This is a genomic window from Microbacterium sp. ZXT2-5 (assembly GCF_055329545.1).
The window spans coordinates 528,512-547,707 of record NZ_JBUZWD010000001.1; the positions used below are offsets into that span (position 1 = coordinate 528,512).

Consider the following 19,196-nt stretch of genomic DNA (forward strand, 5'->3'; position numbering starts at 1 on the left):
TCGGTCTCTTACTGCCCGTTGAGCGTCGCGGTCATCTCGGCCGCGGCATCCGTCGCCGCCGTCTCGACGTCCTTCTGACCCGACAGGATCGCCTGCATCATGGCGCTGGTCGTCTTCTTCGCCTGCACGGCGCCGAAGGTCGGCGTGACGGGGAGCGATGCGCCGCCCTCGACCATCTGCGTCGCGAACGGCACGACCATGGGGTCGGCGTTGGCGATGGTCTCCTCCAGGAGCGAGGTCTGGCCCGGGAAGTAGCCGCTCTGCGCGCCCCACTTCTCGGCGAACTCGCCGGTGGTCATGAGCTCGACGAACGCGAACGCGAGGTCCTTGTCGTCCGCGGTCTCGAAGACGCTGAGGTGCGAGCCGCCCAGCACGGACGGGGCGATGCCGCCGTCTTCGGCCGGGATCGGGATGGCGGCGAACTTCCCCTCCATGTCGGGGTTCTTCTCGACGATCGCCGACGGCGTCCACGAGCCCATGACGCCCATGCCGACCGTGCCCGCGGCGAAGCCGTCCAGCACGTCGGTCTCCTTCCAGGTGGTCGCGCCCGCCGACGACAGGTCGTCCTGCGTGGCCAGGCCCGTCCAGAACTCGAGGCCCTCGATCGACTCGGCGGAATCCAGCTCGCTCGTCCACTCGCCGCCGTCCTCGGTGGCCACCTCGCCGCCGGCGCCCCAGACCCACGGGTAGACGGTGAACTCCGCGTCACCGGGAACCGCGATGGCGGTCATGTCCGGCTTGGCCGCCTTGATGGCCAGAGCCGCCTCGCGCAGCTCGGCCCAGTCGGTGGGGGCCTCGAGACCCAGCTCCTCGAAGACATCCGTGCGGTAGACCAGCGAACGGACGCCGGCGTACCACGGCATGCCGTAGAGCTCGTCCTCGTAGGTGCCCGCCTTCACGAGCCCCTCGACGAGGTCGTCGTCCAGGCCCGCCTCGCTCACGTACTCCCCGATCGGCGCGAGTGCGCCGGCGTCGGCGAACTCCGCCGTCCACGTCGTGCCGGTCTCGGCGACGTCGGGCGTCGTGCCGCCCGCGATCGATGTGACGAACCGGTCGTGGGCGTCGGCCCACTGCACGAACTCGACGTTGAGCGTGGCGCCGGTCTCCTCCTCGAACGCCTCGGCCACCTCGTCGAAGAACGGCTCGGCGTCGGGGTTCGTTCCCTGCATGATCCAGACGTCGAGCGTCTTTCCTTCGCCCGAGCTCGAGCCCGAGTCGTCTCCGCCGCCACCACCGCTGCAGGCGGTGATGCCGAGTACTGCCACACCCAACACGGCGATGGGCAAGATGCGCTTCCTCATGAGAACTCCCTTGTGCGTGGACCTTCCGGCCGAAACCACACTATGGAAGAAACAACCGCATGTCATCTCCCGATCGGAATTTTCTCCCAACCGTTACACGAGGGACCAGGATACGAAACGCGGCCGAGTGCCCGGCTCAGGGGACGGATGCCGTTCGCCGGCGCCACGGCAGCGCCAGCAGCGAACCCGCCACGAGGAGGATGAGGCCGACGGCCGCGGCCGCCCAGGGCGTGGCATCCGGGATCTCGAGGTAGGTCGTGATGCCGAGGATGCGCGCGAGGCCCCACGGCAGCAGACCGAGCTCGTCGTTCCACAGCGTGAGCGCCGCCTCGAGGCCGACGAACCCCACGACCGCCGACGGCCCCAGCAGCCCGGCGCCGACCGCGGCGAGCACCGCCCCGGTCGCGCGCCGCGCCCGCACCTGGGCCGCGAGCGCCCAGCCGGCCGCGACGAACACCCAGACGAAGAGCGCGAACGCGACGGCGATGTAGAGGGTGCGCAGCACCGGGTCGGTCCAGAACGCGAACCAGTAGCCGCCGGGGCCGGTGAACGACAGCGCGAAGAGCGTGACGATGCAGCGGAGCATCACCACCCCGCCGACGGCGGCGATGACGGGCCACGGCGAGCGGTTCCAGACGAAGAGGCGGAGCACCAGCGCGAATACCGCCCACGCCCCGATGATGACGGCGAGGTGCGTCCATGACAGGAACGACGTCTGCACCGCCCGCGTCGCGACGAGGAGCGCGACCGGCACGACCAGCAGCAGCCAGCGGTCGAGCTCGAGCATGCCCAGCGTCGACTCGCGGGCCCGCCACGGGCGGGTCGAGGCGATCCACGTCGCCCGCGCGGCGGCGGCGCCGGGCTTGGCGACCAGGCGCGTGCGCGCCGCGAGCATGCCGATCACGACCCAGGCCGCCGCGAGCACGAGCAGCCCGCGCGCGAGCCACGCCATGGTCGCGTCCCGCTCGGCGCGCTCCACTCCGAGCTGCGCCGCGGTGAGGTTGAACGCGGGGTGGTCGATGTCGCCCTCGTACCGGTCGAGGTGGGCCGCGGCGAGCTCCTCGAACTCGGCGCGATCGGCGTCCCACGCGGCGTGGGCGTCGGGCGAGAGCGTGTCGTGCCACTGCCCCTGGTGCAGGATCATCGCGCGGTAGGCCGCGAGCAGCCGGAGGGTGTCGAGCTCGTAGTCCAGCGTCGAGAGGAACGCCTCGCGGATCTCGGGCGAACGCCAGGTCGCGGCATCCGTCGCCGTCACGGTGTCGCGCATGCGCTCGACCGCCGCGATCGCCTGCTCGCCGCCGGAGACGGCGGCCTGGACCCCGGCAGCGGGCTCGGCCGCGCTGTCGCGCACGATCGCGTACAGCACGTCGAGCACCGCGGAGTCGCCGGTGAGGATGTCCCACTCGAAGATCCACATCATGGGCGGCGGCTCGAGCCCGATCGCGAACACCCGCTGCTTCGCGAACGGCTCGATGTACATGCCCTGCGCGATGGCGTCGCGCGACGCGGTCATGGCCTCGGCGATCGCCTCGACGGTCGCGGGGTCCTCCGAGAACCACTCCCGCGCCCACGCGGCGGTCACCGCGGCGACGTCGGCGTCGGGATCGCGGGCGAGGGATGCCGCCACCTGCGTGTTCAGCTCGTACAGCTGCCAGAAGCCGGCCTTGAGATACAGCGTCATCGGGCCGGCGCGCCACGGGCCGCCGTCCTGCGTCCACACCCAGATGCCCTCGATCCGGTCGTTCGCCTCGAGGAGCTGCTGAAGCGCGGCCTGGTACTCCGTGCCGAGATCGTTGGGGAAGGCGCCGAAGTTCTCGAACTCGCGCCGGCTCTGGAACTCCACGATCCGCCGCTGCGAGCCGTGCTCGAGGGTGTCGTTGAGCGGGAGCCACGTGTAGAAGTCGCCCAGCGTGTACTTCGTCGACACGATGAGCGCCGGCGAGTCGAGGCCGCCCAGCACCGCCTCGTACGACTCGGCGTTCGTGTGCATGTCGCCGACGGCGCCCACGCCCACCGACCACGTGCGGAAGACGACTTCGCGATCGGATGCCTCCGCCTGCGCCGAGAACGTCTCGAGCATCGCCCGCACGGCGTCGACAGTGGTGACTTCGAGGGCGGAGTAGTAGTCCCAGCCCTCGACGTCGTAGACGGGGCCCGCCTCGCCGATGCGCACGAGCACCCCGTCCAGCGCGGGCGCGGCGGCGTACAGTTCGTCCAGGCCCGCGGCGTAGACGTCCCACAGCTCGGGGTTCTCGGTGTCGAGCGAGCCGAAGCGGTCGGTGAGGTACTGCTCGAGCGGACCCGTCAGCGCGAGCATGTCGGTGCGCAGGAACACCTTCACGCCGAGCTCGTCGGCGCGCTCCCAGAACGGCGAGAACGCCTCGACCAGCGCGAAGGCCTTGTCGCGGTGGTCGTCGCCCTCGAGGTAGACGGGGCCGCCGGGGACGCCGTCGAACGTGACGAACTCGACGAACCCGGGGAACGCGACGGCGTTGAACCCGTTCGCGAGCGAGTGCCGCAGGAAGGCGTCGAAGTCGTCGTACGCCACCGCGAGCGCCGCCTCGTCGATGTACGGCGCCTCCGGCTGGAGCACGTCGGCGAACGCCTCCGACGCGTGCGAGTAGTCGTCGCCGGACTGCCACTGCGCCGGGTCGGGAAGGACGCCGACGGCGCCGAGGTCGGTCATCCGCAGCGGGAGACGGGAGGTCTCGTGGCTGCCGACGAGGTCCTGCACCGGCAGCGCGGCGCGCACCTGAGCGGCGAGGTCGTAGATGCCGCGCACGGCCCCGGCTTCGGAGGTCGCGCTGATCCGCAGCCCGGTTGACTCCCCCTCGAGGGTGTAGCCGTCACCCGTCTCGGCGACGAACGTGGGCAGGAGCGTGACCGTCAGCGACGCCTCGCCCTCCCGTGCAGACGCGGAGTCCACGGCATCCGTCAGCTCGGCCACCGCGACGCGCACCCGCTCGGTGTCGGGCGCGTCGATCGTCGTGAACTCCGGCGGCGCGACGGCGTCGGCGACGTCGGCGACTGTGGCTTCGGCCGGCTGCATCTGGGTCGCCGGCTCGGTGCGGATGCCGAGCGCGTCGCCCACGACGACTCCGACCGCGAGACCGAGGGCGAGGAGGATCACTGCGGTGGCGACGGCGAGGATGCCTCGCCGTGTCGCCGTCATGCGACAACGCTACTCCGCCTCGCGGGGCGCTCCTTACGGGAAGGTGATCTCCGCGTCCGGCTCGCGGATGAGGAAGCCCTGCGCACGATCGCACCCCAGCCGCTTCGCGATGTCGAGGTGGGTGAGCGTCTCGATGCCCTCCGCCACCACGCGCAGGCCCTGCGCGTGCGCGACCTCGACTTCGGCCCGCAGCGCATCCAGTGCCTGCGGCTCCGCCGACCGCACCAGATGCCCGGGCAGCTTGACCTCGTTGAGCGGCAGGTGGCGGAGCCGCTCGAGCGAGGGAGAGCCCTCGCCGTACCCGCCCAGGGAGATCTCCACGCCGATCTCGCGGAGCGCGCGCAGCTGCGGCAGCACGGCGCGCTCGTCGACGGGCAGCAGGTCCTGCGTGAGCTCGAGGACGAGGGAGCCGGGAGCGAGCGTCCGGCGCGCGGACTCAGCGGCGATGTGTCGGACGAAGGAGTCGTCGTCGAACTGCCGCGGCGAGACGTTGACGGCGACCGCCCAGTCGCGACCGGTCCGGCGCCACTCGGCGAGCATGTCGAGGCACTCGTCGAGCATCCGCCGGCCGAGCGCGTGGATCACCCCGCTGCGCTCCGCGACGCTGATCATCGTCACCGGGTCGATGTCGCCCAGGCGCGGGTGCGACCACCGGCACAGAGCCTCCGCGGCCACGATCGACCCGCTCTCCAGCGACACCTGAGGCTGGAAGACGGCGAAGATCTCGGAGCTCCCGACAGCGATCGCCAGATCGTCTGCGAGATCTTCGGCCGTGCGCATCCGTCCAGTCCACCCGTTCTGCCGCGCCGTCGCAACCTCCGACACGAGGGGGCGGCGATCGGCTACGGTTCGCCTCCGCCCCCCCTCGCGCGGGCGCCGCGGGCTCAGCTGCTCCTGCGCATCGCGCGGATGCCGACCGCGAGTCCGACCGCCGCCAGCGCCAGCGCGGCGATCCAGCCCCACAGCACCTCGATGGCGCCGAGGTCGCCGGCGAACAGCGCGCGCTCGGCCTGCACGACCCAGTTGACCGGGTTGACGGCGGCGACCGCGCGCATCCACGCGGGGCCCTCGTCCAGCGGCAGCAGCATGCCCGACAGGATCAGCAGCGGGAAGATCAGCGTCTGCTGCACGCCCCAGAAGAGCCACTCACGGTCCTTCGTCTTGAGGGCGAGCGTGTACGACAGCGCTCCGAGGCCGACGCCGAACACCGCGAGCAGCAGCAGCCCGATGACGAGTCCGGGCACGTTTATCGTGAACCCGAACGGCCACGCGATGAGCACGATGATGAGCGCCTGCACGACGATCGGCGCGATCTCCTTGAGCGCGCGCCCGACGAGCAGCGACGACCGGGCGAGCGGGGCGACGAGCGTGCGCTCGTGGGAGCCCGTCATCATCTCGTACTGCAGGTTCGACCCGGTCGCCCCGGTGCCGAACAGCACGATCATGACGAGCACTCCGGGCACGAACCACTGCAGCGTCTCGCCCACGGGTGCGCCCGACGATCCGACGAGCAGCGGCGCGAACAGCCCGAGGAACACCAGCGGCTGCACGAGGCTGAAGATGAGCGTGAAGGGGTCGCGCACGACCGGCTTCAGCTCACGGGTGAGCACGTTCCACGTGTCGCGGGCGGGGTTGGCCCGCACCGCGGTGTCGGGACGGGTCTGGATCTCGGTGGTCATCGGCTCGCTCCTGTCTTCTCGGCCGCCGCGTCGGCGGTTCCGGCGGCGCCGCCTGCGGCATCCGTCGCCTGATCGGTCTCTTCGGTGTCGGTGCCGCCCTCGCCGGCTTCGCGCAGGGTGCGTCCGGTCAGGGCGAGGAAGACGTCGTCCAGCGTCGGCGGGACGCCCGTGGCCGTGCGGACGGCGACTCCGGCGGCGTCGAGCTCGCGGACGGCCGAGGGCAGCAGCGCGTCGCCCTCCGGTGCCGTGACGGTGACGGATGCCCCCTCCCGCCGCACCTCGCGGTCGGTGAGCCGCTGCACGACAGGGACGGCGGCTGCGGCATCCGTCTCCGAAGCGAAGCCGAGGGTGAGCAGGTCGCCCGCGAGCTCGGCCTTGAGGCGCGACGCGGTGTCGTCGGCGATGACGCGGCCCTTGTCCATCACCATGACCCGCTCCGCGTAGCGGTCGGCCTCCTCGAGGTAGTGCGTCGTGAGGAACACCGTGGTGCCGTGGCTGCGGCGCAGCTCGAGGATGTGCTGCCACAGGTTCGCACGGCTCTGCGGGTCGAGCCCGGTCGACGGCTCGTCGAGGAAGAGGAGCGGCGGGGCGTGCATGAGACCGAGCGCGACGTCGAGGCGGCGCTTCTGCCCGCCCGACAGCTGCTGCACCGACCGCGTCGCGAAGGGCGCGAGGTCGAGCGAGTCGATGAGCTCGTCGGCCCGCTGCCGCGCCGCCGCCTTCGACATGCCGTAGAACGCGCCCTGGCTCAGCAGCTCGTCGCGAGCCCGCTGCGAGAAGCTGCCGCTGGTGAGCTGCCCGACGTAGCCGATGCGGGCGCGCACGTCGGCCGGCCGCGTGAGGATGTCGAAGCCGACGACCCGCGCTGTGCCCGATGTCGGCGGGATGAGGGTGGTGAGCATGCGCAGGCTCGTCGACTTGCCGGCGCCGTTCGGCCCCAGGAATGCCACGAGCTCGCCGCGTGCGACGTCGAAGGTGAGGTCGGTGACGGCCTCGACGGTCTTGCCTTTCACGGTGAAGCGCTTGGTCAGTCCCTGCGCCTCGATGATCGATTCGTTCGCCATGCCGTCCACGCTAGAAGCCATTGCGGACACATACAGTCCGCGATGTGCGGCAGTCTTGACCCATGTCCGATACGACGACACGAGCCCTCTCGCTGCTCAACCTGCTGCAGACGCACCGTCACTGGCCGGGACCTGAGCTGGCGGAACGGCTCGGCGTGACCGAGCGCACCGTGCGCCGCGACGTGGAGCGCCTGCGCGAGCTGGGCTACCGCATCGAGTCCACGCCGGGTGCCGCCGGCGGGTACCGGCTCGAGGCGGGCAGCGCCGTGCCGCCGCTGCTGCTCACCGACGAGGAGGCGGTGGCGATGGCGATCGGGCTGCGGGTCGCGGCATCCCAGCGACTCGTGAGCGGTGCCGAGACGACCATCACGGCGCTCGCGAAGCTCGAGCAGGTGCTCCCCGCTCCCCTGCGCCGGCGGGTGACGGCCCTCGCCGAGGCGGTGCAGCCGGCCGGGATCAACTCGGGCGCCGCAGTGTCGGGCGAGGTGCTCGGCGAACTCGCGCTGGCGACGCGCGACCACGAGCGCGTGCGGTTCACGTACACCGCTGCGTCGGGCGAGGTCACGAGACGCCGCGTCGAGCCGCACGCCCTCGCCCCCGCCGACCGGCACTGGTACCTGCTGTGCTGGGACCTCGAGAAGGACGACTGGCGCACCTTCCGCGTGGACCGGCTGTCGTCGGTCGAGCACACCCGCGTGCTGTTCGAGCCCAAGCCGCTGACGCCCGAGCAGATCGAGGAGTTCATCTTCGTGGCGCGCTCGTGGGTGCGCCAGGCCGTCGAGGCGGATGCCGTGATGGAGCTGCCGCTGGAGACGATGCGCGAGTACTTCGGCCAATGGGGTCAGGGCGCCTCGGATGAGGGCGACGGCCGCACGCGGTGGCCGGTGGGCGGCGGCGACTTCCGCGAGACGATGTACGGGCTGTCGTGGATCCCCGCAGGCGTGGAGTACACGACCGACCTCGCGTCGCCCGCGCGCGAGGAGCTGCGCGAGACGCTGGAGCGGATGCTGCGGGCGCTCGACGCTCCCCCGCCGCCGGTCCCGCCGCAGCGGGCGCGGGAGCGGGGTCTGCCTGCTGCCTAGGCACGCGCGCCGCGTCCGCCTCAGGACGCGTCGGCCACCCGCAACCGCAGAGTGCGAGCCGCCGGCTCTTCAGGCAGGTCCAGCGTCAGCTCGCCGGCATCCGCGTCCCACTGCGCGCTCGTCTCCAGACTGGTGGGGAACACCGCCTCGACCGTGAGACCCGCGCCCGTGTGAGCGGCCAGCGGCACACGGACGCGGGCAGGACCGGAGCGGCGCCAGACCGTGAGGAGGTCCCCGTCGGCGTCGCGCAGGCCCACCGCGACGACCGGATCGTGCCAGCCGGGCAGACCGAGCGGCCAGAAGGGCCGCGCTCCCGGGATGCGGTGCCGGATGCTGCGATAGGCCGAGGTCGCCTCCTGCACGAGCCGCATCTGCTCCGGCGACAGCCGGTCGATGCGGCCGGCCAGGTGCATGCGACCGAGGAGCGCGCTGGCGAGCGAGAAGGCGATGCGCTCGTCGGACCACGACGGGTCGGGGTACGCCCACACCGCACCCTGCTCGGGTGTCACCGTCGTGGGGGCCGCCGCCGCGATGGCGGCGGTCATCAAGGGGTCCTGGTTGTCGCTGGTGGACTGGACGGGATGCACCCGCAGCGTCGCGCCGTCCATCCGCTGCCCGCCGCTCGCGCAGCTCTCGATCACCAGCCCGGGGTGCCGGTCCATGAGCTCGCTCACCCACTCCAGCAGGGCCCGCTGATGGCCGAGCGCGCCATCGCCGGGGCTGTCCGCCCGCACGTCGGTGCCCTGCGTGACGTCCATGTTGTAGTCGAACTTGAGATAACCCAGTCCGAGATCCGCGATCAGCCGCTCGACGGCGTCGTCGAGGTGCGCCCGAGCGGACGGATGCCGGAGATCCAGCTGCAGCCGGCCGGACTCGACGACCCGGCGCCCGTCGCGCTGGAAGAACGCCTCGGGCGGCAGCAGCTCGGCGACCGGGCTGCCGACGGAGACGACCTCCGGCTCGAGCCACAGCCCCGGCACCATGCCCCTGTCGCGGATGCGCCTCGTCATCGCCTCGAGCCCCTCGGGGAATCGGCGGGACGACGGACGCCACGCGCCGAGCTCGTTCCACCATCGCTCGCCCTCGGCGTACCAGCCCGAGTCGATGCAGTAGACCTCGGCTCCGGCCGCGGCGGCCGCGTCGATGAACGGCGGGAGGTTCTCCGCGGTGGGATCGCCCATGAGGGCGTTCATGAAGTCGTTGACGATGACCGGGAGCCCGTCATGATCGGGGTGGGGGCGACGCACCCGGCGCCGCGCCTCCGTCAGCGCGCCGAAGAGGTCGTCGTCGTCGCCGCCCAGCACGAGCATCGCGGGGACAGAGCGGAACCGGCGCCCGGGCTCGAGTCGCCGCATCCACGCCGCACCCTGATCCGTGGGTCCGCTCGCCACGACGTAGAGCGCATCGCCGTGGTCTCCGATCTCCCATCGCCACGGCCCGTTGTGCTCGATCTGCCACAGCACAGAGCGCGGCTCCACGCGCGATCGGAGCATTCCCATCGGCAGGTGGCCGCCGGTGGACCAGCTGCCCCGCTGCGCCACGGCGAAGGAGGCGCGGGAGGTTGGCAGGCCCCACGTCCGCAGGCCCGTGTCGTCGAGTCCCAGCTCCGCCGGCGTGCGTCGCTGCCAGGCCATCTCGCGGAACCACGTGTTGTGCGCGAATCCGACCTCGTGATCCAGCCACCACTGCGAACCGGGCGCGGAGATGCCGCCCAGGGCGACCGACGACACCGCTCGCAGATCGACGGCGTGATCTCCGGCGACGACTTCGGTCTCGGCGCGGACGACAGGGAGGTCGGGCCAGCTCGACCAGCGGGCGATGACCAGGACATCCGACACCGCGTCCCGGGCGCTCACCTCGAGGTGCGAGACGCCGGCCTCGCTCCACGAGCGGTGCTCGACCGCACGCAGGCGCAGCCCGACCGCGCTGCCCATGAGTCGCTCCGACGATGCCACGCCGGAGCCTTCCGCGTTCACATGCACCTCCGCGATCGGCAGCGCCGCAGCGGGCGCCGGCGCCCCGGAGTCACCGGCCAGGGCCAGCCGCGAGACCGTCGGCGGGCCGTCGGGCCCGAGATCCAGGTCCAGCTCCACGGCACCCGGGCGCCAGCGGACGACGCGCGATCCCATCGCGGTTCCTCTCTTGGTAGGCGGGCGGCATCGGGGCGGGGCGCTCACGCACCCCGCCCCGGAAGCCGTCGCTCAGCTGGCGTCGTACGCCGCCTGCCAGATCTCGACATAGCGGTCGACGCCGAGTCCCTGCAGACCCTGCAGGTAGGCATCCCAATCGGCGTCGCTCTCGGGATCGCGAACGCCCGTGATGAACTCCGCCGTCGACGTCGCCACGTTGCTCTCGATGTTGGTCGTCAGCGTGGACAGCTCGTTGGCCTCCTCGACGGGGACCCACAGGTTCCAGTACGGGAAGATCGCGTCGGATTCCTTGCCCTCGTAGAGCTCGGTCGCCTGGAAGAGGCGGCGCTCGAAGCCCTCCTGCGTGTAGATGTCCATCGGCTGCACCTGGGCGTTGCGGAACTCCTCGGTGTCGAACACCTGGGCCATCGGGCCCCAGTTGCCGTTGTAGTCCGCCTCGTTCTCCTCATCCAGCGGAAGATCGACGAAACTGGGCTCCAGCTCCGGGTCGAGAGCGATCTCGCCTTCCTCCGGGGCGCGCCATCCGATCCCCTCCTCACCCTGCTGGGCCCTGACGTGGCCCTCGGGAGTGAAGATGTAGTCCATCATCTCCATGATGATCTTCTGCTCCGCCTCATCGGCGGCCTTGGTGACCACGAAGGTCGCGCCGGGCACGCTGGGCAGCTGATACGTCGTGATCGGGCCTTCCGCTCCCTCGAGCGGCGGCAGCGGGTTGTACTGGTTGTCGCGCCCGTCCTCTTGACCGATGCTCACGCCGATGCCGGGGTGGATGGCGGTGAAGCCGCCCACCACGACCGCCTCCGCGGAGTTGCCGGTGGCCTGCATCGTGTCACCGCCCTGCGAGAAGGCCGCAGGATCGATCACGCCGGCGTCCCAGAGACGGTTGAGGAACTTCACGCCCTCGCGCCACCCGTCCTGCATGGTCTGCATCTGCACGGTGTCGCCGTCCAGGCCGAGCGAGATGGGCTGGCTGTTCGCGCCCGCCCCCGTGTTGAACGAGTTCGAGATGAACGCGTTCATGATGTACGGCACGATCGACCACTGCGCGCTTCCCGTGATGGGGATCTCGTCCGCGACGCCGTTGCCGTTGGGGTCCTGCGTCTTGAACGCGACCATGACGTCGAAGAACTCGTCGGGCGTCGTCGGCATGGCGAGGCCCAGGTTGTCGAGCCAGACGGTGTTGATCCAGAACTTGTACGGGTAGGAGCAGTGGTAGCAGTCGTTCCACTGCGGAAGCCCCCAGATCGTCCCGTCGGGCGCGGTGGCCAGGGTCTCGAAGCCGGGCTCGGCATCGAGCGCCTCGGCGATGTGAGGCGCGTGCTCATCGATGAGGTCGTTCAGCGGAAGGATCAGCCCCTGCTCGCCGTAGCGCTGCAGCTCGGCCTGCGTGAACTGCGACGCCCACGGCACGAGCATGTACGCCTCGGGCAGCTCGCCGCCGGCGAGGGAGATCTGCCGGGCCTCGGTGGCCGCGCCCGAGTCGTACCCCGTCGTCTGGAAGTCGATGTCGACGTCGAACTCCTCCTCCAGCAGCTTCGTGAAGGAGTTGGTGTTGAGGTCCATCTGGCCGCCCTGCTCGCCGAAGATGGTGATGACCTTCTGGTCGTCCGCGGCATCGGCCGTGCAGCCGACGAGCACGAGGCCCATCGTGGCGATGACGGCGGAGACCGTCATCGCACGGCTGCGGTTCCGGCTGCGGCCGGACAACGGTTGTCTGAACACGATCTTGCCTTTCTGTAGGGGACGGATCTCTCCGGCTCTGCGGGTGCGGTCGGCGCCGCCGGGTCTCGTCGTCAGCCCTTGACGGCGCCGACGAGGATGCCCTTGTTGAAGAAGCGCGCGACGAACGGGTAGACGAGCATCACGGGAACGGTCGAGATGACGATCAGGGAGTACTTGAGGAGGTCGGCCAGCTGCTGCCGCTCGAGGGCGGCCGCGGCATCCATCCCCGGCGCCGCCTGATTGAGGATCAGCACGTTGCGCAGCACCAGCTGCAGGGGATACAGGCTCGGGTCTCGCAGATAGAGCAGCGCGTCGAAGTACGAGTTCCACTGGAAGATCGCGTACATGAGCGCGATCACCGCCAGCAGCGGCTTGGACAGCGGCAGCACGGTGGAGAAGAGGAAGCGCAGATCGCTGGCGCCGTCCAGCTGGGCCGCTTCGTAGAGCTCCTCCGGGATCGAGGTGCGGAAGAACGCGACGGCGATGATGACCTGCCACACCCCGATGGCCTGCGGGAGGATGAGCGCCCACCGGGTGTCGAGCATCCCCAGGTTCTGCACCACGAGGTACGTGGGGATGATCCCGCCGGCGAACAGCATCGTGAAGACGACGAACAGCGTGATCCCGCGGCGCCCCCAGAAGTCCCGACGCGACAGCGGGTAGGCGATCGCGACGGTCAGCACGAGGCTGATGGCGGTTCCGGCCAGCGTATAGATCAGCGAGTTGGTGAAGCCGGTCAGGATCGAGCTGTCGCTCAGCGCCCGCTGGTAGCCCTCGAGGGTGAAGTCGATGGGCCAGAACGTGACACGACCCGACGACACCGCCAGCGGATCGCTGAAGGAGCTGGCGAGGATGTACAGCAGCGGCAGCAGCACGCACAGCAGGAACGTCGTCAGCAGGATGTAGACCCCGACCATGAAGACGCGATCGGTGGTCGTCTCCTTGATGCGCCGCGGGCGCCCGACCTCGCGCGGGGCGCGCCCGCGCGGGCTCTCGGCGTCGGTGTCGTTCTGGATCAGTGTCGAGCTCACCACAGTCCGTTTCCCGTCAGTCTCTTGACCCCGGCGTTGACCGCCAGCAGCAGCACGAGGTTGATGGCGCCGTTGAACAGGCCGATCGCTGCGGCCTGGCTGAAGTCGGCGTTGAGCAGGCCGACCTTGTAGGTGTACGTCGGGATGATCTCCGACTGCGAGATGTTGAGGCTGTTCTGGAAGAGGAACGCCTTCTCGAACCCGATCGCCATGACGTTGCCGACGCCCAGCACGAGGATGATCATCGCGGTGGGGAGGATGCCGGGGATGTCGACGTGGCGGATCTTCTGCCAACGGCTGGCGCCGTCGACCTTCGCCGCCTCGTAGAGCGTCGGATCGATCCCCGCCAGTGCCGCGAGATAGATCACCGCCGAGTAGCCCATCGTCTGCCAGATGTCGCTGAGCACATAGATGTGCCGGAAGTAGTCGGGATCGCTGAGGAAGTCGATGGTGCCCAGCCCGAAGAAGTTCGTGACGTCTCCGGCCAGGCCGACCCGCGGCGAGAGGAAGAGGATCGTCATCGACACCACGACGACCGTCGAGATGAAGTACGGCGCGTAGGTCACCATCTGGACGGTGTTCCGGAAGAACTTCAGCCGCACCTCGTTCAGCGCCAGCGCGAGGATGATCGGGACCGGGAAGCTGGCGAGCACGACGTACGCCGACAGCAGGAAGGTGTTGCCCAGCACCGGCCAGAAGATCGGGTTCGAGAAGAAGCGCTCGAAGTGCTTCACCCCGACCCAGTCGCTGCCCCAGACGCCGTCTACGACGTTGTAGTCCTTGAAGGCGATGACGGTGTTCGCCATCGGGACGTACTTGAAGACCACGAAGTACGCCAGCGGGATCAGGATCAGCAGGTACAGCTGCCAGTGGCGGCGGAAGCTCCGCTGGAAACCACGGATGCCGCGTGAGCCGCCCCGCTCGCGCACCTTGCGGGTCACGCCTCCGACGTCGAGACCGACGCCCCCGGGCGGCGTCACCATGCGCGCACTCCGTGACGGGCGCACTCAGTCACCGCATCGGGCACGGCGGCGCGGGTGGATCGCGGCAGCTCGCAGCGCATCATCCGGCCATTCCCATCCGCATCGTCGCAGGCATTGCTTCACCATAATCATCAGATGATTTCATGTCAACGTTGTAAACGGCGGCCGTTCCGGGGGCTTCGGCGCGAGATTGATTCAATCTTTCTGCGCCCTGTCGCCGTCTCTCGGGCCTGTGGCACGCGGCGGCAGAGTCTGTGCGACATAGACTGCTCGCGTGGCGAACGGCGTCGACGACACCCCAGCGAGCACCGGCTCCCGCTCCGACCACGTGATCGCGATCGTCAAGCGCATGATCGCGTCGGGTGAGCTGCGCGCGGGTGATCGCCTCCCCATCGAGAAGGAGCTCGCCGCGCGCTGGGGCGTGTCGCGAGGGTCGCTGCGCGAGGCGGTGCGGTCACTCGCCGCGCTGGGCGTGCTCGAGACCAGGCAGGGTGACGGGACCTACGTCACGCAGCTTGACCCCGGGTCGCTGCTGCGCCCCCTGGAGTTCTGGGCGGGCCTGCAGGAGGCGACGCAGGCGGTCGATCTCCTTGCCGTGCGCCGCGTCCTGGAGACGGAGTCCGCAGGCCTGGCGGCGGTGCGGCTCTCCGACCAGGATCTCGACGAGCTCGACCGCATCCTCTCCGGCATCGAGGAGGGACTGAGCACGGGCGAGCTCGGCCCCGAGTCCTTCATCGACGCGGATGCCGAGTTCCATCGTCGGATCGCGCAGGCCAGCGGCAACCCGGCCCTGGCCGCACTGATCGACAGCCTCATGACCCGGACGCTGCGCGGCCGGCTGTGGCGCGCCATCACCGAGAGCGACTCCGTGGGCGAGGCCCACGCCGACCACCGGGCGATCCTCGCCGCGCTGCGGACACGCGACGCCGAACGTGCGCGCATCCGCATGGCGGCGCACCTGCTGGGCGTCGAGCTGTTCGCCGCGGAGCATCCGGTCTCCGTGGACGCCCTCCCCGCGGCGGGCGCCGCGGCGGGGGCGCCGGTGGATCAGGTCACCGAGTAGCCGCCAGCGGTTCCATGGCGGCGCGCTCGAGCCAGTACGCGCCGTCGGGGAAGCGGTACCGCTCGACCGACTCCTTCCGCAGCTCCGCGCTGTAGCCGGGCGCGGCGGGCAGCCGGTAGTGGCCGCGGGCGACGACCACGGGGTCGACGAAGTGCTCGTGGAGGTGATCGACATATTCGGTGACGCGGTTGTCGAGGGATCCGGAGAGGGCGACGTAGTCGAAGACCGAGAGGTGCTGCACCAGCTCGCACAGCCCGACGCCACCGGCGTGCGGGCAGACCGGCACCCCGAACTTGTGGGCCATCAGGTAGACGGACAGGATCTCGTTCACGCTGGCCAGCCGAGCGGAGTCGAGCTGGCAGAAGTCGATCGCCTCGGCCTGGAACATCTGCTTGAACAGCACGCGGTTCATGCCGTGCTCGCCCGTGGCGACGCCGATCGGCGCGACCGCTCTGCGTATCGCCGCGTGCCCGAGCACGTCGTCGGGGCTCGTCGGCTCTTCGATCCACAGCGGCCGGAACTCCGACAGCGCGGTGACCCATTCGATCGCCTGCGGCACGTCCCACACCTGGTTGGCGTCGATCATGAGATGGGCGTCCCAGCCGATCACCTCGCGGGCGATGCGGAGCCGACGGCGATCCTCGTCCAGGTCGGCCCCGACCTTGAGCTTGAAGTGGCGATGGCCCTCGTCCATCGCCGTCCGCAGCAGCGAGCGCAGCCGGTCGTCGGAATAGCCGAGCCAGCCCGCGCTCGTCGTGTAGCAGGGATACCCGCCGCGAGCCCTCAGATCGTCGAGGCGCTCGCGACGACGCGGGGCGGCGGCGCTCAGCATCGCGATCGCCTCGTCGCGGGTCAGGACGTCCGACAGGTAGCGCAGATCCGCCGCGTCCACGAGCTGCTCGGGGCTCATCTCGACCAGGAGCCGCCAGAGGGGGACGCCGGCGCGGCGCGCCGCCATGTCCCACAGCGCGTTCATCACCGCCGCCATCGCGAGATGCACGACGCCCTTCTCCGGGCCGAGCCACCGCAGCTGCGTGTCGGAGGCGAGCTCCCGGTACGTCGCACCCAGGTCGTCGAGCAGCTCGTCGACGTCGCGCCCGACGAGCGGCAGTGCGCGCTGGCGAGCGGCCTCCACGCACAGGTCGTTGCCGCGCCCGATGGTGAACGTGAATCCGAAGCCCCGCAAAGCGTCATCGGTCTCCAGGACGACATAGGCCGCCGAGTAGTCGCCGTCCTTGTTCATGGCGTCGGAGCCGTCGGCGTCCAGCGATGTGGGGAAGCGCACGTCATGGACGCGGAAGCCGGTGATGGTGGGCATCGTCTGTTCCTTCATGCTCGCAATCCTCCGATTTCATTAGATCTATCGGAGTCGTTTGGCCGCGTGAATGCGCGCCTTCGGGCGATCTTGCCACATCTGTTCGGCATGGTTGGCCCAAAGGTCAGATCTTTACGGGATACTGACGCGCTGCTAGCGTGACGGCGAACCGAGAGGCGGGATGTCCGGATGCAACGTGAGCTCTTCGACCGCGGGTGGGAGTACCGGGAGCGCTTCACCGATCACCCGCCCGCGTTCGTCCCGGTGGCGCTCCCCCATGACGCCGTGGCGGGCTCGGCCCGCATCGACGACTCGTCACTGCAGGCCACCGGGTACTTCCCGGGGGGTGCGTGGGAGTACCGGACCCGGCTCACGGCGCCCGCGGAATGGCGTGACCGCCACGTGGCGCTCGAATTCGAGTCCGTGTACCGCTCGGCGGCGGTCTTCGTGAACGGCGAGCCGGCGGCGCGGCATCCGTCCGGCACATCCGGGTTCATCGTCGACCTCGATCCGCACCTGCGCCACGGAGCCGACAACGAGATCGTCGTGGAGGCGCGGTCGAACAGGGACGCCCGGTGGTACACCGGCGGCGGCATCATCCGCCCGGTGCACCTGACGGTCGCGCCGCGCGTGCACATCCCCCTCGACGGCATCGTCGTCACGACGCCCGAGCATGACGCCGAGGCCTCGGTGGTGCAGGTGGTGACGACGGTGCGCAACCTCGAGCGGGTCTCCGTCGTGCGGCGGCTGGAGACGGCGATCCTCGATCCTGAAGGGCAGATCGTCGGCGTGGATCGCACCCGCGTCACCGTCCCGCCGGGTCGCACGATCGAGGTGAGTCAGCGCGTCCTCGTCATGTCGCCCCTGCGGTGGTCGCCCGAGGCGCCGCACCTTTACCGCGTCGACTCGACTCTCGGATCGGGCGACCACGAGCGGGATCGAAGTCAGGTGGCCTTCGGCATCCGCACCCTCCACCTCGACGCGGCGCGGGGCCTGCGCATCAACGGCGCACCGGTCGATCTGCGCGGCGCCTGCGTCCACGCGGACAACGGCGTGATCGGCGCGGCCGTCTTCGATCGCGCCGAGGAGCGCCGCGTCGCCATCCTCAAGTCGGCGGGGTTCAACGCGATCCGCAGCGCGCATCAGCCGATGAGCCGCGCGATGCTGGACGCGTGCGACCGTCTGGGGATGCTCGTCATGGACGAGCTGACCGACTTCTGGACACGGTCCAAAGCGCCCGACGACGGCGCCGATCGGTTCGCCGACACCTGGCATCGCGAGCTGGAGGCGATGATCGCCAAGGATCGCAACCACCCGAGCGTCGTCATCTACTCGCTCGGGAACGAGATCCCCGAGGCTGCCACGCGCACCGGCGCGGAGCTGTCCAGGACCATCTCCGCCGCCGCACGACGCCTCGACCCGTCGCGGTACGTCACGGCCGCCGTCAACGGCGCCCTGTTCGTGATGGACGGCGCGATCGAACCGGACCCCGCGCTCCTCGGCGGCGCCTCGATGGACCCGGTCGCGGAGATCAACGGCCGCACCCTGAGCCTCGAGGACCGGATGAGCGCGCTGGGCGTCACCGACGCGGTCACGGCGCTCGCCGAGGAGGCGTACGACGCACCCGACATCGCGGGGATGAACTACCAGTCGTGCCGGTACGAGCTCGATCGCCGGCTCTTCCCCCATCGCGTCATCGTCGGGTCGGAGACGTTCCCGACGCAGATCGATCGCCTGTGGGCCCTCGTCCGCGCGAACCCCCACGTCATCGGGGACTTCACGTGGACGGGCTGGGACTACCTGGGAGAGCCCGGGCTCGGCCGCATGCACTACACCGACGACCCGCCCGGCGGCGGCGCGCTCGGCGCGTACCCCTTCCTGGTCGCGGGTTCGGGCGACATCGACATCACCGGGGAGCGTCGCCCGGCCTCCTACTACCGCGAGATCGTCTACGGACTGCGGTCGGAGCCGTACATCGCGGTCAGGCGTCCGCAGACGAGGGGCCGCACGATGAGGTCCGCGCCCTGGTCGTGGACCGACTGCGTGCCGTCGTGGACGTGGAACGACGTGGGGACCGAGCCGCTGGAGGTCGAGGTGTACAGCGACGCCCCCGAGGTGGAGCTGTTCCTCGACGGTCGGTCCGTGGGCCGGCTGCCCGCCGGGGCCGAGAACAGGTTCCGCGCGCTGTTCCGCGTGGGATTCGCGCCCGGGCGGCTGGAAGCCGTCGCGCTGCGCGACGGCGTCGCTGCCGAGAGCTTCGCGCTGCAGACGGCGGGGGCCGACCGCGCGCTGAGGCTCACCGTCGAGCCGACGGACCTCGCGTCGAACGGGCGCGACCTCGCGGCGAACGGGCGCGACCTCGCCTTCGTCGTCATCGAGCTCGTCGACGCCGCGGGTGTCAGAGCAGCCGATGCCGACGTCGAGGTGGAGGTGCACATCGACGGGCCGGCGTCGCTGCAGGGTCTCGGGAGCGCCGCGATCTCCACCGAGGAGTCGTTCGCCGATGCACGGCACCGGCTGCACGACGGTCGCGCACTCGCGGTCGTCCGCCCGACCGGCACCGAGCCCATCACCGTGAGCGCGTCCGCGGACGGCCTGGCGACGACGTCGGTCGCGATCGCCGCCCGCTGAGAC

13 protein-coding genes are annotated in these 19,196 nt (G+C 70.4%); 3 read left to right on the plus strand and 10 right to left on the minus strand.

Going from position 1 to position 19,196, the window contains the following annotated elements; all coding sequences use genetic code 11:
- Nucleotides 1-8: 8 nt before the first annotated feature.
- The 5 genes from ACZBH1_RS02360 to ACZBH1_RS02380 all read right to left on the minus strand — a co-directional run bounded on the left by ACZBH1_RS02360 (nucleotide 9) and on the right by ACZBH1_RS02380 (nucleotide 7,216).
- Nucleotides 9-1,301, minus strand: coding sequence for a sugar ABC transporter substrate-binding protein (locus ACZBH1_RS02360; protein WP_336398259.1), 1,293 nt, complete (start codon nucleotides 1,299-1,301; stop codon nucleotides 9-11).
- 136 nt (nucleotides 1,302-1,437) lie between these two features.
- Nucleotides 1,438-4,473, minus strand: a complete 3,036-nt coding sequence (locus ACZBH1_RS02365; protein ID WP_463645368.1) for a hypothetical protein — start codon at nucleotides 4,471-4,473, stop codon at nucleotides 1,438-1,440.
- Nucleotides 4,474-4,506: 33 nt separating this feature from the next.
- Nucleotides 4,507-5,253: an EAL domain-containing protein gene (locus ACZBH1_RS02370; RefSeq protein WP_463645369.1), complete on the minus strand. Its 747-nt coding sequence runs from the start codon at nucleotides 5,251-5,253 to the stop codon at nucleotides 4,507-4,509.
- 104 nt (nucleotides 5,254-5,357) lie between these two features.
- A complete protein-coding gene (locus tag ACZBH1_RS02375; RefSeq protein ID WP_463645370.1) occupies nucleotides 5,358-6,152 on the minus strand; it encodes an ABC transporter permease in 795 nt (264 codons plus the stop codon).
- Nucleotides 6,149-7,216 (minus strand): ABC transporter ATP-binding protein, encoded by a 1,068-nt coding sequence (locus tag ACZBH1_RS02380; RefSeq protein ID WP_463645371.1) that lies wholly within the window; start codon nucleotides 7,214-7,216, stop codon nucleotides 6,149-6,151. Before ACZBH1_RS02380 ends, ACZBH1_RS02375 begins: the two co-directional genes overlap by 4 nt.
- Nucleotides 7,217-7,278: 62 nt before the next feature.
- Here ACZBH1_RS02380 and ACZBH1_RS02385 point away from each other — a divergent pair, with 62 nt between their 5' ends.
- Nucleotides 7,279-8,298, plus strand: coding sequence for a helix-turn-helix transcriptional regulator (locus ACZBH1_RS02385; protein WP_463645372.1), 1,020 nt, complete (start codon nucleotides 7,279-7,281; stop codon nucleotides 8,296-8,298).
- Between the two features lie 20 nt (nucleotides 8,299-8,318).
- Here the strand turns inward: ACZBH1_RS02385 and ACZBH1_RS02390 are convergent, their stop codons facing one another.
- The 4 genes from ACZBH1_RS02390 to ACZBH1_RS02405 form a co-directional block, all read right to left on the minus strand.
- Complete coding sequence (locus ACZBH1_RS02390; RefSeq protein ID WP_463645373.1) at nucleotides 8,319-10,427, minus strand: glycoside hydrolase family 36 protein; 2,109 nt, start codon at nucleotides 10,425-10,427, stop codon at nucleotides 8,319-8,321.
- Between the two features lie 72 nt (nucleotides 10,428-10,499).
- Nucleotides 10,500-12,122: a type 2 periplasmic-binding domain-containing protein gene (locus tag ACZBH1_RS02395; protein ID WP_463645374.1), complete on the minus strand. Its 1,623-nt coding sequence runs from the start codon at nucleotides 12,120-12,122 to the stop codon at nucleotides 10,500-10,502.
- A gap of 119 nt (nucleotides 12,123-12,241) precedes the next feature.
- Nucleotides 12,242-13,201 (minus strand): carbohydrate ABC transporter permease, encoded by a 960-nt coding sequence (locus ACZBH1_RS02400; RefSeq protein ID WP_378885279.1) that lies wholly within the window; start codon nucleotides 13,199-13,201, stop codon nucleotides 12,242-12,244.
- Nucleotides 13,198-14,184, minus strand: a complete 987-nt coding sequence (locus ACZBH1_RS02405; RefSeq protein WP_463645375.1) for an ABC transporter permease — start codon at nucleotides 14,182-14,184, stop codon at nucleotides 13,198-13,200. The genes ACZBH1_RS02400 and ACZBH1_RS02405 overlap by 4 nt, the downstream gene beginning before the upstream one ends.
- A 274-nt stretch (nucleotides 14,185-14,458) precedes the next feature.
- Between ACZBH1_RS02405 and ACZBH1_RS02410 the strand changes: the two genes are divergently transcribed.
- Nucleotides 14,459-15,247 (plus strand): FadR/GntR family transcriptional regulator, encoded by a 789-nt coding sequence (locus ACZBH1_RS02410; RefSeq protein WP_463645376.1) that lies wholly within the window; start codon nucleotides 14,459-14,461, stop codon nucleotides 15,245-15,247.
- Here the strand turns inward: ACZBH1_RS02410 and ACZBH1_RS02415 are convergent.
- Entirely contained in the window at nucleotides 15,237-16,565 is a 1,329-nt protein-coding gene (locus ACZBH1_RS02415; RefSeq protein ID WP_463646646.1) for an enolase C-terminal domain-like protein, read from the minus strand. The two genes, ACZBH1_RS02410 and ACZBH1_RS02415, sit on opposite strands and share 11 nt — an antisense overlap.
- A gap of 186 nt (nucleotides 16,566-16,751) precedes the next feature.
- Between ACZBH1_RS02415 and ACZBH1_RS02420 the strand changes: the two genes are divergently transcribed.
- Nucleotides 16,752-19,193, plus strand: a complete 2,442-nt coding sequence (locus ACZBH1_RS02420) for a glycoside hydrolase family 2 TIM barrel-domain containing protein (RefSeq protein WP_463645377.1) — start codon at nucleotides 16,752-16,754, stop codon at nucleotides 19,191-19,193.
- Nucleotides 19,194-19,196: the final 3 nt, after the last annotated feature.